Source organism: Shouchella phoenicis (assembly GCF_047238345.1).
Taxonomy (GTDB): Bacteria; Bacillota; Bacilli; order Bacillales; family Bacillaceae_D; genus Shouchella.
On sequence record NZ_JBDFMQ010000001.1, the window covers coordinates 3752176 to 3768068 of the forward strand.

General features: G+C 33.4%; 15 protein-coding genes and 2 pseudogenes. 2 read left to right on the forward strand and 15 right to left on the reverse strand.

Annotation, left to right across the window (positions count from 1 at the left end):
• Nucleotides 1-4 precede the first annotated feature (4 nt).
• Nucleotides 5-1333: a GntP family permease gene (locus ABC361_RS19915; RefSeq protein ID WP_413075569.1), complete on the forward strand. Its 1329-nt coding sequence runs from the start codon at nt 5-7 to the stop codon at nt 1331-1333.
• Nucleotides 1334-1405: 72 nt separating this feature from the next.
• Here ABC361_RS19915 and ABC361_RS19920 read toward each other — a convergent pair whose 3' ends face one another.
• On the reverse strand, nt 1406-2005 hold the full coding sequence (locus ABC361_RS19920; RefSeq protein ID WP_413075570.1) for a CHRD domain-containing protein: 600 nt from the start codon (nt 2003-2005) through the stop codon (nt 1406-1408).
• Nucleotides 2006-2636: 631 nt separating this feature from the next.
• Between ABC361_RS19920 and ABC361_RS19925 the strand changes: the two genes are divergently transcribed.
• Nucleotides 2637-3950, forward strand: coding sequence for an MFS transporter (locus ABC361_RS19925; RefSeq protein WP_413075571.1), 1314 nt, complete (start codon nt 2637-2639; stop codon nt 3948-3950).
• 244 nt (nt 3951-4194) lie between these two features.
• Here ABC361_RS19925 and ABC361_RS19930 read toward each other — a convergent pair whose 3' ends face one another.
• From ABC361_RS19930 to ABC361_RS20000, 14 genes and pseudogenes are all read right to left on the reverse strand, one after another.
• Nucleotides 4195-4356, reverse strand: a complete 162-nt coding sequence (locus ABC361_RS19930) for a PD-(D/E)XK nuclease domain-containing protein (protein ID WP_413075815.1) — start codon at nt 4354-4356, stop codon at nt 4195-4197.
• Complete coding sequence (locus ABC361_RS19935; protein WP_413075816.1) at nt 4310-4432, reverse strand: PD-(D/E)XK nuclease domain-containing protein; 123 nt, start codon at nt 4430-4432, stop codon at nt 4310-4312. The genes ABC361_RS19930 and ABC361_RS19935 overlap by 47 nt, the downstream gene beginning before the upstream one ends.
• Nucleotides 4433-4466: 34 nt before the next feature.
• A complete protein-coding gene (locus ABC361_RS19940) occupies nt 4467-4784 on the reverse strand; it encodes a nucleotidyltransferase domain-containing protein (protein WP_413075572.1) in 318 nt (105 codons plus the stop codon).
• Nucleotides 4750-5901, reverse strand: coding sequence for an HNH endonuclease signature motif containing protein (locus ABC361_RS19945; protein WP_413075573.1), 1152 nt, complete (start codon nt 5899-5901; stop codon nt 4750-4752). Before ABC361_RS19945 ends, ABC361_RS19940 begins: the two co-directional genes overlap by 35 nt.
• Nucleotides 5902-6214: 313 nt before the next feature.
• Nucleotides 6215-7177 carry a hypothetical protein gene (locus tag ABC361_RS19950; RefSeq protein ID WP_413075574.1) on the reverse strand — a complete coding sequence of 321 codons (963 nt, stop codon included), beginning with the start codon at nt 7175-7177 and terminating at the stop codon, nt 6215-6217.
• Nucleotides 7177-8166, reverse strand: a complete 990-nt coding sequence (locus ABC361_RS19955; protein WP_413075575.1) for a DGQHR domain-containing protein — start codon at nt 8164-8166, stop codon at nt 7177-7179. Before ABC361_RS19955 ends, ABC361_RS19950 begins: the two co-directional genes overlap by 1 nt.
• A gap of 445 nt (nt 8167-8611) precedes the next feature.
• Entirely contained in the window at nt 8612-8908 is a 297-nt protein-coding gene (locus tag ABC361_RS19960; RefSeq protein ID WP_413075576.1) for a hypothetical protein, read from the reverse strand.
• Nucleotides 8909-9333: 425 nt separating this feature from the next.
• A complete protein-coding gene (locus ABC361_RS19965; RefSeq protein WP_413075577.1) occupies nt 9334-10518 on the reverse strand; it encodes a spr1629 family repressor/antitoxin in 1185 nt (394 codons plus the stop codon).
• 13 nt (nt 10519-10531) lie between these two features.
• Nucleotides 10532-11248, reverse strand: a complete 717-nt coding sequence (locus tag ABC361_RS19970) for a spr1630 family ClpXP-sensitive toxin (protein WP_413075578.1) — start codon at nt 11246-11248, stop codon at nt 10532-10534.
• A gap of 130 nt (nt 11249-11378) precedes the next feature.
• Nucleotides 11379-12083 (reverse strand): annotated as a pseudogene (locus ABC361_RS19975) (hypothetical protein).
• A 431-nt stretch (nt 12084-12514) separates the two neighbouring features.
• On the reverse strand, nt 12515-13387 hold the full coding sequence (locus tag ABC361_RS19985) for a hypothetical protein (protein ID WP_413075581.1): 873 nt from the start codon (nt 13385-13387) through the stop codon (nt 12515-12517).
• A 75-nt stretch (nt 13388-13462) separates the two neighbouring features.
• A complete protein-coding gene (locus ABC361_RS19990) occupies nt 13463-14110 on the reverse strand; it encodes a helix-turn-helix transcriptional regulator (protein WP_413075582.1) in 648 nt (215 codons plus the stop codon).
• A 455-nt stretch (nt 14111-14565) separates the two neighbouring features.
• A pseudogene (locus ABC361_RS19995) lies at nt 14566-14754 on the reverse strand (flagellin); the annotation flags it as partial.
• A 135-nt stretch (nt 14755-14889) separates the two neighbouring features.
• Nucleotides 14890-15705, reverse strand: a complete 816-nt coding sequence (locus tag ABC361_RS20000) for a hypothetical protein (RefSeq protein WP_413075583.1) — start codon at nt 15703-15705, stop codon at nt 14890-14892.
• Between the last annotated feature and the right edge of the window lie 188 nt (nt 15706-15893).

The following is a 15893-nucleotide window of genomic DNA, read 5'->3' on the forward strand; positions in this document are numbered from 1 at the left end:
ATATATGTTAAGTATGATTGGATTGATTGTCTCTCTCGCCATGCTCATTTTTATGACACTGCGCGGAATTAACATCATTATAGCCGCAATTGCTTCGTCTGTTGTGCTCGCTCTTACAGGCGGACTGAATCTTAATACAGCGATGAGTGGCTATTATATGGATGGATTCACAAACTATTTTGCTTCTTGGTTTCTCATTTTTTTACTAGGAGCGATTTTCGGAAAAGTGATGCAAGATACGAAGGCAGCTGAGTCAATTGCAGACTGGGTGAGACGTAGACTCGGTGCAAAATGGGCACTGTTCGCTGTTATTGCAGCCTGTGCGATTATGACATATGGCGGCGTCAGTTTATTTGTGGTCGGTTTTACCGTCTATCCAATTGCAGTGTCTTTATTTCGTCTTGCTGATTACCCGCATCGATTTATACCAGTAGCCATTGTGTTTGGAGCGATCTCGTTCACCATGACTTCTCCCGGCTCACCTGAAATTCAGAACATTATCCCAACTGAATTTTTCGGAACGACACCATTAGCTGGTGGCTGGGTTGGTGCTGCAATGGGACTATTTATTATGGTCGTCGGTGGTTTGTGGATTCGATTCATGCTACAACGTGCTGTAAAAAATGGTGAACGCTTTGACATGCCAAAGGAAAGTCCCATGTTTCAAGCAGGTAAAGAACCACTAGAAGAATTAGCAGCAACAAAAGAAACGAATCTACCAAAACCTATTTTTGCTCTACTTCCACTCGTACTCGTCATTGTCTCTCTTAACATTTTAGCGCTGTATATTGACGCCAAAACAGCGGTGTTAGTGGCGCTTGTTTTAGGTGTGTTTTCAACATGGTTACTCAATCTACCATTTGTGAAGCAAGTTTGGGGTTCTCTCGGAATTGGTGCACAGAATTCCATTGTTGCCATTGCTAACACATGTGCCGTTGTGGGCTTTGGAACAGTCGCTGCACAGGTACCTGCATTTGATGTCTTTTTAACTGCCCTTTCGGAAATGCCAGGACCGCCTCTGCTTAGCTTAGCGATTTTCGTAACCGTTATCTGTGGCATTACAGGCTCTGCATCAGGAGGACTTGGGATTGCACTTCCACTGATTGCTCCAGATTATATGGAGCGAGGCGTTGACCCAGGAGCAATGCACCGTGTTTCCGCTTTGGCGTCTGGTGGGTTAGACTCCCTTCCCCATAACGGCTTTGTCGTCACGACTGTTCGCGCCATCTGTGGGGAAACACACAAGCGCGCATATGGCCCAATTTTTCTTGTTTGTACCATCGTTCCAACGGTCGCTTTAGGGATTGCTGTGCTGCTTTATACCGTGCTGTAGTATCTTTACAAACATTAAAAAGACTTTTTGAGTGATGACGATCACTCAAAAAGTCTTTATTTCGATTACATCTTATTTAAAGAGAAACCCTGTAACGCTCGCCCATAATGATGTAAACCAGTTGCCTGATTCTGCACCACCCATACCAGTTTGAGGCATATCAGTTGGCATGTTTGCTTCTTCCATTGCAGCATCCTGTGCATATTTATCAAGCTGTCCACGAATCTCCCCATCTGGATATTCTTCCGTATGAAGGTTTGCATAGACATCACCAGCTACAAGAGCCATTGAAAACTCTTCCCAAGATAAATCCCCAACAAGATCATCCGCAGTTAACGTTCCTGATGCCACATCGCCATCATAATCCATTGGCTCATCATTATGGAATAAGAACAATTCTACCGGTCCATCTTCTCCTGCAGGACCACTATGCAAGTGACCTGCTGTTGCATTCTCTAGATGTTCAGCATGAATCCAATACTCAAGTGTATCTCCATCTTCACTTACTTCAAAGTGCGCTTTTCCCATTGCATCGCTTTCAACATCCATGACTTCATTATCTGGACTAAGCTCAACTAAAAACTCACGACCCTCGTGATCGGCAGATGCCGTACCTGCAAAAGTCGTTGCAGCCAATACTGCTGCTAATGGAAACATCATTGCTTTTTTCATAGAAAAATCGCTCCCTTATGATTAATGAAATCACACTTAGCTGTTTTCACGCCTCCTCCATACTAAAATGTCAACGCTTATACCTAGCTAATATGTAACCTCTTACAAAGAGAACGAATGCTTTGTCAAAATGGATCACTTTTTTGTGGGAAAAATGTGATTTTTTAAGTAAAAAGTGATATAAGATGAAAAATAGAAGACAGAATTGGCAGATGATCATAATAGGAATCAATTACAGCATTAATAAACACTCGTTCACACGGTAGCACTGCAAATAAATCGTTTACGATCTTGCTCACACAACTGTATACATAGTCTTGATATAAATCATTGCGTTTTGTTTGCCCGATATCATGATAACGAATGGTACCCTGTTTTGTTACTTTCTCGATCCTAGCTGGTATAATGGAGTCTATTGAATGAATAAATTCACTACATTCTACTGTATGCGTATCATATACGTATAAGCTATATGTGGATGAAGAGTATGTTTGGAGATGAAGTGAGAAATAACCTGGACCAATTTATAAATCAAGAAAAAAGAGGTGTTTAATATTCTGATTAAATTTAATTTTTAAATTTTTATTTAGCAATTCCTCAAAAAAGAAAAATCAAGATTCAAACAAGCTTCATGAATGATTTAAAAAGAGGATATCTTAGTAAAAGGGAAATAATGGGGGCGTTATCATTGACTTTATATCTCAGTTTGAAAAAGGCATTGAAATCAAAAGGCGCAAGACCTTTTTTGATTTCTGGTTTTTTAACTAGTTTAGGAGATTGGATTTATTTTGTAGCGATGTCGGCTTTTTTATTTAATCAATTCGGGCCGATCGCCATAGGTTTATTGTCAGTCATTCGACAGACATCAGGGATGTTTTTTGCACCTGTTGCAGGGTTTCTAGCTGATAAATATTCAAAGAAGAAACTGGTGTTACTATCAAATCTCTCAAGTGCCTTTTTAATGGCCGTCCTTTTAATATTGACCTCTGCGGAAAACCAATCTTTGCTTACATATTTAATAATAGGTACCTTATTAGTTTTATCAGCAACTTTAGATAGGATTTGTAAACTTTCATTAGTACCTAATTTAGTTGATAAAGAAGATCGATTAGCTTTAAACTCTTTATTAAATACAATTGGGACTTTTTCTTTGATGGTAGCACCTATTTTTGGTGGCTTTTTAGTAGGCACAGGCGTGTTAGCTTGGAATTTCTTATTTAATACTATCGCTTATATTTTAAGCTTTTGTCTTTTATCTTTTTTACCTAAGAACATTGGGAGTAACACCCTTATAAAACATAATGAATCTATAACAATTAAATCCACTTATAAAGAGTGGGTCGTTGGTGTGAAAGCCATCTTTACAGAGAGGGATATGAGAAGTTTAACAATCTTAATGTTTTTGAATCATGTGATTGTTGGTTCTACGTTTGTTTTTATCCCAATGTTATCGCAATTAATTGGTTTAGGTGATCAAGGAATAGGATATTTATTAACGGCAATTGGTTTTGGCTCAATCATTGGAGCACTCATAGGAGCTATAATTGGAAGTAAGTCTTTAAACGTTGCAATAAGTATAGGTGTTATTGGTTTGCCTCTAACTCTAGCACTCTCAGGTTTTCACGAATATATTATTATTTCTTTTTTATCTGTTTCACTCTTAGGGATTTTTGCAAATATTGGCGACGGCCCAATGTGGTCCTATTTACAACGGATAACGCCAAGTGAACAGAGTGGTCGCGTCTTTTCGACAGTAGATGTTATTACAGTAGGTGGTATGTCTCTTGGATCGTTAATAACTGGCTTTTTAATCAGCTATATTTCATTGAGATTATCTCTCATTATTTTTGCTAGTGTCATTATTATTGTTAGTGCTTGTTCATTGCTTGAGCTGATTACGAAGAATAAAGGAAAAAACCTACAAAATAAGGAGAATACGCAATGAAGTATTTCTTTATGAAAATTTATTTGAATTTACTGCCCGAAACAGACGACATTTTTATTAAATTCCTGAAGCAAGTTGTTCATCCTCTTGTTCGTCATTACTACCGGGTAAATGAATATGAAGAAATATCGTTAAGGGGAGAAGTTTTAATTCTCCCCTTTAACATGGCCTTATGTACTACAATATTTAAAAACCTCACTCACTTATGGTACGGTTCTCCGTGGTGGATGTAAGTGAGGTTATTTTATCCTCTGGTTTTGTTATTTCGGAAAACATAGACGCAAACATTCAATTTATCAGGTTCATCGGTATTTAAGTCATTCTCAATAGCTATGGAATTACCAATACGTCCTTCTGGATCATAAACAAAACAGACCAAAGTTTTTAAAATGAGGATGTGTCTCATATGCTGAAATGTCCACAATAAGCTGTTCACCAACTTCTTTATCAGACAAGTTTTCCCTAGTCCTTTTAACCTCAATTAATAATCATTTATTATATTTATATAAAGATTTGTCATTTTAGTTTTAAGTAATTTGAGTTTAATCTAATTAAAAAACTTGACTCATCTTCCTCATGTTCACTTATTACAGTTAAATCAAAGGAGAATTCATATAATTGATCAAAAATAGTGCTTATCTTATCCAAATCAATTAAAAGTCTACTAGAAAAATCTTTGTATATTAGCAATAAATCTATATCATTTGGAGTTCTTTTCTCATTGATTATTGATCCAAACAAATACACATTTTCAAATGACTCAAACAATTCTATATGATATAGGATTTTCTGAATGACACTATCTTTTTTGTTTAAAGCTATTAATGTATTCATAAAATTCATCCATTGTTAGTAACGTAACTTTCATTTCTTTTGCTAGTTCGTATGCTTCTGCTGAAATACAACTCGCACCATTCCAATTATGTAAGTTTAAAACCACACATTTTTCCTCTGGAGATAGTTGTAGTAATTTAACTTTACTTAAGCAATACTCATAAATAAAAACTACCTTTACACCATTTACTGTAATTTCTTTTAGATTGGTTATATCTAAAAAATTAAAATTTAACCTTCTTGACTTTATAGCCTTTAGAGCATAATTTAAGCTTTCAAATCGAACATTCACTTTCCTAAAACAATTGTGATCATAATACAGTTGTCTTAACCTAGGGGTATCGTTAAGAAAAATTTTTTCAGAGTTACTGTCTTTTTTAACCTGTATAAATGGATTATCGACTCCTAAAACAATAAATTCAAATTCTCCCTTATTCTGAAATACCGCTATTAAACTCTCAATAGACTCTACAGATGGTATAATGTCTTCATTTAAAGGTTCTATTCCAAACAAGGAGTTAATCTCAGCCGGAAATAACACATGTCTTATTTTTTCTTTACTTAATCGAGTAGCTTCGAACTCATCAATATGAAGAATGAATTTTTGCACTATTGCTAAATTCGAATAACTTTCATTACGATGATTTTGAATTAGCTTAGTATTATGTTTTAAAATACTTTTTAGTATTCTATTGTTTGATAAAATCTTCCCTTCAGAAATATCCCATAATTCCCTTTCAGTCTCTAAATAATAGTTTTCAAAAATTGCTTGATTATGTAATAACAATGGAACTACTTCACTTTTTAAATCCTCAAATGTATCATACTCTTTACTAAAAAAACGCTCAAACTCATCCTTACGTATTTGTTTCCATTTTTTAACACAATCTACACTGAATGCACCGTTTTTATCAAAGTTTGTATGACAATTTGGACATAAAATAATTAAATTTTCATACGAGTTGTCTTTAGTATCACAATACGGGGTTATATGCGCCTTTTCAATTATGTCGCCACTTTCTTTTAACAATTCTACTTTACATTCTGGATTCATACATCTTCCCATAGATTCAGCATATATCCTTCTTTCAACGTTAGTATTTATGTTTCTGCCCATCCCTTTCATCTCCTTCAATCACTTTAGTCCCTTTTACTATGACTGTATTAAAGAGTTACGTTACTCTAACTAAATAAGCGTTCTATACTTAATAATTTTGTAAGCTTTAAAAATTTCACTAATATACTTTAGGATTTGCTTATCTACTATTATAAACACATGTAATAAAACCTCATTTACTAATGTTAATAAATTCTATAAGCATAAATATTAAAACATGAATCAAAACCTTAAGTGTTTTTCCTCTTTTAAATGCTATAAGAGAAATACTACTTAAACAAAATCTAAATTGGACATACTAGTAATAAAAATATTATATTGCATCCGGAAAAACGGGAAATTTAAAGCCATATTTTTTTATAAAATGACTTTTTATCTTTTGAGCCTCTTTAGATGGATTCCCTCTTATAATGTACTCATTTAGAAGTTTAGTAGAGTAGATAAAAAAGAAATTCCCTATTAAAGCTGACATTTTTATTTTATAATTTTCATCATCTTTCGAAGTATATTTCAGTAAATTCTTAACTATTTCTTCCATATTTAAATCTGGAATATAATTATTAATTTCTTTCTTTATACTTTTATAACCATATTGAGGTTTATAGTTAATATCATTTCTTAAAGACGAGGGGAAGTTTATATTATAATCATCAGAAATTTGTTTTATATTTCTTAAAAACGTGTATTCATCATCTTTAGTCTTATTGTTTAACATTTCATCTAACAACTTTCCTAAAATAGCCCATGTTTGTTCATGCGTACCTTTCTTTGTTTGTTTTAATAATAACGACAGGTCTGATGAATCATCATATTCAACAATGCTGAATGAATAATTTCCAGAAGGCACTTGTATAAGATCAGTGCTAAACGCCGTTATAATCCTTGATAATTCGTTTGCATCATTAGAATTTAAATAAGTGCAACCTCTATGACTCATTCTTAATAATGTATTAATTGTAAAAAAACTAAAATAATAATGAGTTACTACTCCCCAACAAGAAGATATTGTGTTTTTTGACTCTATGATATTAAAATATTGTACAAGTGCTCTTGTATAAAAATAATCAATTTCTCCAAGCAAAGCTTTTAGCAAATCATCTTTATTAAAGATAATTTCATATTCTCTATGGTCAGTAGATTTGACACCTTTTATTTTATTTTTTAATAAATACTTTAGATTATTATATTCAAGCTTGTCCACATCAACTTTATAATTCAATAAAGGGAAGATATAATTATCCCTTATTAAATTATACCTGTCCCCAAAAATTAACATTAAAACATATCCTCACTAAGACTTTCTCTGTATTTATTTAATTCGTATCTCATGTCACTAATTATTCTGTTTAATGTAGCTTTATTTGACCCCGTATAGTTGTCATATTCTAATACAGCCAAGGGCTCTAGTATTTCTTTTAGAGAGTCTATTTTTACGTCACCTTTTTCCTGTAAACTCCTATTTAAAACTTCATTAAAGATCTCAAATACCGCTTTAAAAATTGTTGCTTTTGTCAATTTTGCGCCTTCAGCTTTACTTATCTTAAATACATGTTCTATAGCAGTTAAATAATTGTTAACACCTTTAAAAACAATGTTAATATCCCTATGTTCAGAAAGTGGACCTGCTTTAAAAATAACTTCTGTAGCTTCATTAAAAGCAGCTCTTGAAATTTTTCCAGAGGCACTCTTTGAAGCTGATAATAAGCCAGTCATTGGAGAGCGTTTTTGGTTAAGCATATCAAATAGTTCTCTTTGCATTTCTTCAATTTTTGTTTCCCTACCTGCAAGCTGTTTAATATCTAGCAATAATGCAGAGGGAACACCTTTTTGAGTTGTGTTAATATCAATAAAAAGACTAACCTCCTCGGATGACTTTAAATTATTAAAAATAATTACCGGAATTTTATAATTTTTACTCGACTCGAATAAACCGAAAAGACGATGTTGTCCATCAATTACCAAGAAACTGTCTTTCACTCTAGGAAAGATGAGTTCAGAATCATCATCATCAAAGGTAATCCTAACATTATTTTGTGCACTTAGTATTATTGAAGAAGGTATTGTACCCTTTTTTTCATCCAAATATCTGGCAATATCTTTTGCCCTACTTTTATTTAACAACCTCTGAAAACCCTTGTCATTATCCTCGTTTCTCCGAGTAATAAAGCATACCTCTTTTAAGTCATCACTTGTCATTATAGTGGTGTAGAAAGTATTGTTATTTTGTTTACACTCTATAGCTGGTACAACAATATTTTTTGCCATGGTAACCTCCATAAAAAACTCCTTTATCTATAATAGTCATAAAATACGTATTTTAGAATACTTAAATAAAAAATATACAGTTCAAATTTAGAAAAATTACACACTAAAAAGTGGAGGTCGTTTTGCACACTGTTAGTTCAAAATACTTTTATCCATTACAACACCATCTGTAGATCTTACTTATTGAAGCTTCTATGGCAATCCATTTAACACTAACGCAAAACACAGCACGCTTAACAAATCATCTATTAGCGAAAGTAAAATTAATGTTCAATTATAAAAAGTGAAGGAAAAAACAGCCCAAGTTCCTTCACAATTATTATCGTATTATAAATCAAAAATGTTTATTTATTTTTGAAGACTATTCTTCACTAAAATACTTTGTACCTAACTTAGTTAAGTACAAAAACCTTGTTACCGCCCTACCAGTTATTATTTTCCTTTTTTAAGCATCAATGTACTCGTTTGAGTTATAAAGGTTTTTTACTTTTTGCTCAATATAAGCTTGAGGGTTTTGAAGATTGCTTATGTAATCAATATTATTGACTACTCCAATGGCCACAACTTCAAAGCTTGATAGCATTGTTTGACCTTTGAATCTCTGTACGTCAGAGTAATACTTTTTAATCGAATTTTCTCCTAATGATTCGTTCAGCAATTTAAAAGTTTTATTAAAAACTTCCTCTTCTTTAGCGATATTAACCTCGTCAGATAAACAATAGCGCCTCAGTTCTCTTGTCAAAACATCATGGATATCCTCATTAGAACCAAGTTGTTTTTTTGTTATGTGACGATAAGTACATCCATTTTGTAATTCAACAATGAAAAACTAATATTAGCATATTAGAAAAGAAAACGATCTTTTAAATAAAAAAACTAGCCTATTTATGATATTGCTCTTGATACGCTTCCCTATAGGTACGGAAAATAAATAGTAGGCTGCTTATGGGGAAGTGTTTTTATGTCCAAACTAAATAAATATTCACTAGCTAATCGTACTTTAGGTCAATCGAGTGTCTTGAATACAAGTCAATATTCTTAGCTTTAATGGCTTATCCATGCTATCCACCTCCATTGAAAACATAAATATATACATTACCACATTAAGTTTGTAGCTGAAATAAAAAAATGATGAAAACAAGTTTATAAAACTCATGTCTCCATCATTTATTTTTTAGCAATTAATTTAACACTTGCTATTTTTTTAGTTTCAAACGTGTCTGTATTTTTTATATACGACATTAAAAAGTCTGTTTCGAATCCAAAAACTCTTGTTAGGAAACCCAACTCTATATTTAAGTCTCGTAAAAAATCATTTAGTGATAATTCATGGCTAAAGACCATATCAAATAGGCTCTTCACCCTTGCTGGCCTAACTAATGCAATTTTATCATCCAGCGGCTCCTGTTTTTTGTAACCTTTACGATTAATAGCTATATTGAATCGTCTATACTTATCGTACTCAAGTAAACCCAATTTGTTTGCACGATAAGCAATAGCTTGAATTGATACTTGCCACTTTTCCTTCAAACTTAAATAAGAGTCTGGATTAGTGACGCTTTTCAATTCCAGAAAATCGTACGTAAATTCTTGTTCTGGTAATAGAAAATATCCTGCAAATAAGTTTGCTTCTTGCTCTAGTTTGTTTTCCCTTTTTTTATCATGCGTTCTTACGTCCTTCATGTAATGTAACAGTAAATGACCCAACTCATGTGCTAAATCAAAATTACGCCTTACATTAACTCTTTTCTGATTACCTAACATTATTATTGGTCTTTCCTCATTTATCCAAGTACTATAAGCGTCGGCTCCTTCACCTACACTTTTTTCCAGAATTATAATACCACTGTTTTCCAAAAGGTATAATAATTGATTATTATTACCTTTGTTCAAACCCAGAAATTTTCTGCTATGTTCCGCTATCTCTTTGATTAACTCATCTATAGTAATTTTGTCGTATTTCTGGTTAGTCAAATTGATCACATAGTCACGTAACGATACTATAGTACTCTGTGGCATAATTACATATGATTCAATAGGTTGTAGCAAAGCATCAATAAAAGCAAGATGCTTTGCTTCTTCGACCACATGAAATCTATCACCTATTGTCTCAGACCTATACGCAATTAAGTTTGCTTCGACTTCAGTTTTCAAGAAATCTTCTTTAATAAAATACTTTCTTCTTACCTCAAATAAATCACTAAATCTTGATAACTCTTCAAACGTCGGAACAACATAGTTGCATTCAAGTTGCCAAATTCTATGACTACTTACCATAACATGGTCTGCCAGTTCATTAATTGAAAAACCGAATAACATACGTATGTTGGTCAAATTATTACCAACAAACATGTTTGTTCACCCCTTACTCATTTCCTGCACCCTTTTCACTAATCAACTTAAAGCCAAAACTATGACCAGAAAGCTCTTCTGGAACATCATTTTCTACTGCAGATAGATCCGCACTGTCAATCTTTACTGTACTTTTATCAATATAACTAGTTAAATCATTAATTAAAAAGCTTCTATCCGTTTCAGGTATTGGCATACCTAGAGTAATTTCTTTTATCATTTTAGCATCATCCAAGGAATAAGACACAATATAAAAACGATCATATTGTGACCGTAATACTTCAACTTCCTCATTCGATAATGATAGACCAGCATTTTCATCAATTATCGTTAAGTCCTCTTGAAATAAACTGGCTTGCTCACTTTCTCCTGGAAAGTTAATATGGGAGTTAATTTTAGATAGCTTAACTAAATAATTATCCTGATCCAAGGTTTTTATATACTTGGTTTTACGGTTCCCACTTTTTATAATAAATATGCTTTTTTCATCAACAAATTGCAAATATCCCCAAGTGTACCCTGCCTTTTCTTTCTTAAAAGTTACACCTTCACTTTTACAAGCTTCCGCAGTGTTATGGTCAATATGATTTCCTTTAACCCAAGCATATGCTGAACTAACATGCATAATCTCATTTTTTTCTTTTCGTTCTTTCAAATAGTCTTTATAACCTTTCAAAATTCCATCTACAATTTTCTGATTTAATTTTTCATTGAATTTATATTCTTTCATGTCATACCATTCTCCTTTATCTAAATATTTTACTTAACATAATAGTAACACAATTATTCCGGTATTTAACATATACCCAGTGAAAATGGTTCTAGTTTTTACATGGGAATGCTAATAGCTAAGAATCAATCTATTCTTTTAGCGCACGTGAATACTCCCAAACAACGTAGTCCAACAAACGGGGAGTCATTTCCTGATACTCTTCTTTTAATAGGACTGACGCTTCCACAAGCAACAACTGTGCCTCTTGCAAGTTAACTGGTCTTGATACTATTTTTTCAAGAAAACGAATAATCATTCGATCCGGCTTAATCCAATTATCTTCTCCAGCAAGCATATAGAAATAGACGAGTGAAATCCCACTCTTTTGACCTGGAATTTTCTGAATCTCCGCATCAAAATCCTTGTTCCCAAAGATCTTTGAAACATCTTGAAAATAATGAATGCCATATGCTTCTAAGATTTTTAAGAATCGATAAACAGCCTCAGATTTTAATATACCATTGACTGGTGAAGTTCGTTGGCGATTATTAAAAATTTGCTCTGCATAAATGAAGGAACCATTTTCTTCAAAAGTCCGTATAAAAGTTTTTATGGATTGTTGATCATCTATGCTTGGATGATCAGAACCCCCCCTATGGGAATCCAATTGGAAATAAGATCAATATCTTTTAACTGTATTACGAACGCCTTCATACCTAACACCAATTGAAAAAACTGAATCAATAACACACAGGGTTAAATGGGAGTAATAGTATTCATCAGGTAATTGAGCTTGCTTTAAGTCCAATTCTTGTCTGCAATAATTTGCTATTTTCAACGCTTCGTTAGTCATGCATATCACCCTCGTATAATTAATAACTTCATTACTTGATATCGACAGTCAAAACTGCTGCTTTGAATTAAATTAACTTCTTATCTAAGAAATAGTTCCAACAGTTTTTATATCTGGATCTTATTTCTAGAAATGCAACATTACTTTTTGGCACTCGATCAAACATACTCACATCTCTATAAATATAAACCGTGTGCCAAAGGTCTCGTTTGTTAAGTATCCCGATTTGCTCTCCCTTATGTTAATCCATGAATTTCTTTACGATTTCCCGATAAGTGAAAAGCTCATTTTGATCCACATAAACAATTAGTGAGGCTCGTATTTCCTCTAATAGACGGTACGCTTTTTCATTATTAGTCACAGAGTCACCATTTTCTCAATATTTAATTTATTTAATCTAGGATCTGCTAGATCCTTTTCCCACGTTCTTATTAAACTAGCCAGTGAGTAATTTTATTTGGCAAAAAGCTTCTATACGTTGTTATAAAGTCAATGAGTTCTTTTCGTGTTAGGCATTTCACGTTATTCACTTCACTTTTTCTGTAATTTTCATCCTCTCCAAATAAGTACACCCAATCATATGGAAGGTCTGCGTAATCACCTACGCTAAGCAATACGTTTCCTTTCTTAACTTGAACTGCCGCTGTCTCGATTTTCCCTTTAGATCCTTCTCTTATAAGAGTATATTCAATCTTCTTTGTTGTTGGTTTACACGAGCTAGGAATCACCTTGTAATCGTGTCGATACTGCAAATATAAGCCAACTAAATCTTCTAGATCATCAGGACTTAAATATTTAAGAAGATTTTCTGCCCTTACTTTCGTAGTCTTTCCGAAATAAGTTGAAACGGTATATTGTTGTAGTATTGAATCATTAACCTTTTGAATCGCAGAACCCCGTATAAAACGTGTTTGAATTCCACCTGGCACAACATCTAATCCACCTATTTCTTTAATTCTGCAACTCCTCGTGTTATAAAGGTCTAAATCTTTTCGTTTTGGGTCATAGAAAGCGTCTCCCGTTAACTCTGAAATATAATACACTCCACCATACTCGAGCCAAACTAAGTCACCTAGCTTCATATGATGAATGAAAGCGTTCATTGCTCTTTTCCAACCCGTGTTGTCCTTATAAACCTTTGAGGCAATCAAAAGGTATTCTTCACTTAGCATAGGGCCAACATTTTCTTCAATACCCCAACCAATACCAATAATTCCGTTCTCAACACAGTAACTCCAAGCGTCATTTCTTGTAAGCCCTGCTTTTGTGTCAGGCTTTATGTGCATACGCCAAACATTCTTCATTGGATTATCCTCCTTTAATCTAGCTATATTTAAAGTATACAGGGGGGCATGGACAATAATTGTCCGTAACTAGATTTATTCATACATTTTTTTCATCTCGTTAATAGAACTTCTCATACTCTTTCTCAATGATTCAGGACGAATGACCTCAATTGCTGCTCCTTGACTTAATAACCACATTTGAACCCCTTTCCCGAACACTTTCACCTGTATAGTCACAAACTCCTCATTTTCATTTAAAATTTCAGCGTTAGGTAATTTGTCATAAACAACTTCCTTTAGCCATTTTTTTAACCTCAAACGGACTTGCATTAATTCACCTGACTGCATAAAAGCAATTTGTTGTCGATAGATACCATCTTGAAAGCGATCGCTGTCACTTCTCTTTATTTCTTTTGGTTTTCTTCCCAACATTTGAACATCTTCGATTCGGTCGACTCGAAATATGGTTGGATACTCGTATCCCTTCCCCTCAATATGAGCAGCGAGATAAAAATAGTATTCTGAGAAAAGTACACCAACTGGCTCAACAGTTCGTGTACTTTTTAATCCATCAGCTCTTTGATAATTGAAAGAAATGTAACATCTTGATTTCAAGGTGGCATTTAATTCCCAAACTAGATCTAAATTTTTTCCATGAATCAGTCGTTTATAGTTACTTCTCTCATTTGCAATCAATCTTTTGAGATTTTTCTTATCTGATTCATACCCGAGTTCAAACAATTGGTCCAGTATGACGTTTAACTCATTTCACAAATGCTCTGCTTTCAAGTAAAATTAATGCGATGGCCAAGATTTTTTCTTTTTCACTGTTGTCCTCATAGCCATATCTGCTCAAACTTTGTTTAGCACCCAAAATTTTTTATTCTCCTTTATATTGAGTTATTCGTTCATCACACTAGAAAAAGATAACTCTAGTAGGCTATCTTCCTTATTTTAAAAATGTTCCCCGTATTATTAATTGATCTGAGTAGAAATTCATGTCGAATTCTTCTTCGTTATAATAATTAGCTGTTAGTAAATTAAAGATGTTTAAGCTTCATTAATACAATAACACTTCGTCTCCATGGCGAAAGCCCTTTTTTCGTATTCCTCGTAGATTACTGCGGTATTAAAGACTTGTCTACATGGAAAAAAGGGGACAAACATTAATGTTTGCCCCCAAATTTCACTATAGATTAACCAAGAAGTTGAAGTACCTGTTGCGGTGCTTGGTTAGCTTGAGCAAGCATAGATTGAGAAGCCTGCGACAAAATGTTTTGTTTTGTGAACTTCACTATCTCCTTCGCCATATCCACGTCACGAATACGAGATTCGGCAGCTTGATGATTTTCAGACGAGTTGTCTAAGTTAGAAATTGTGGGTTCAAATATCTAACGCCGCTGTCGTTGTTGTTTCTGTAGAACCATTTGTAACGTTATTCACACCCGTAAAGCTTGCTCCGTGTTTTGCTGTTTTATCCTCATCTGTACTTGAAATAATTAATCCATCTTAATCTCTAATTAATCTAACAAGTTAAATTCCATTTTATTAATTATTTCACTTAAAGATATGTTTGCACTTTCACAGTATTCTTTTATATCAGGCCATATGTGCCAATCTTCAATTGGTTCCAAATCACTTACATAACCGTAAACACCATCGTAAGTATATGGTTCACCAATTAGACCAACCTTCTTTAGAATACTGAAAGAAGACATAAACTGTTCTTGATTAGAACTCAAGATATTTTGCAACTCTTCAATAAGAAACATTTTTCTATCAAGTTTACCGCCTGCCCTATTCAACATATGAAAAAAAACCGACCTTGTAGCAGGCGATAGTTGCTTTAGTTTATTAAACGCATTTTCAGCTAATTCAACAAGTTCTCTCTTTTCATCTTGATTGCTATTCCAACCCATCACAGAGTTAAATGTGTTTAATGTAGTAGCTTTTACACCCGCGTTACCATCTGTTATATCTTCGTAAAGTTGAGAGGCGAGGTCGTTGATTAGGTTTTTGAATTTATCTTCGTGTTCTTTTTTTATTTGTTTTAAAACACTAACAGGGTATTTTTCAACATCATTAGTCTCTTTATGATGTTCATAACACATTATTAGTAAATTATTAGATTCTCTTCTTTGTTCGTTTGTCATATTTGAATTGAATCTAGGTCCATCTGGTAAGGCCGCCTCAATATGACAAATATTACCTATATAAACTCCGTCGTCACTAACAATTTTATTAAAGCAACCCTTAAAAGCACATTGGTTGCCTGATTTTGCAAATAAAATTCTGGCTGTCGATGCTTTTGGGTCAAGTCTTTTAACCTCTTCCATTTGCTTCTTACCCCCCTTTTATAATTACGATTAATTATATAGCAAGTTGTGTTTATTAATTTATAGTTTATGCGTATACAGTTCTTATACATAGGATTGAATAAACTGCTCATAAAGCAAGCTATTTTTATTGGCGTGAAAAATTGTCCTTTTTCAGCTTTAGATACTTCAGCTTTATTTAGATTATT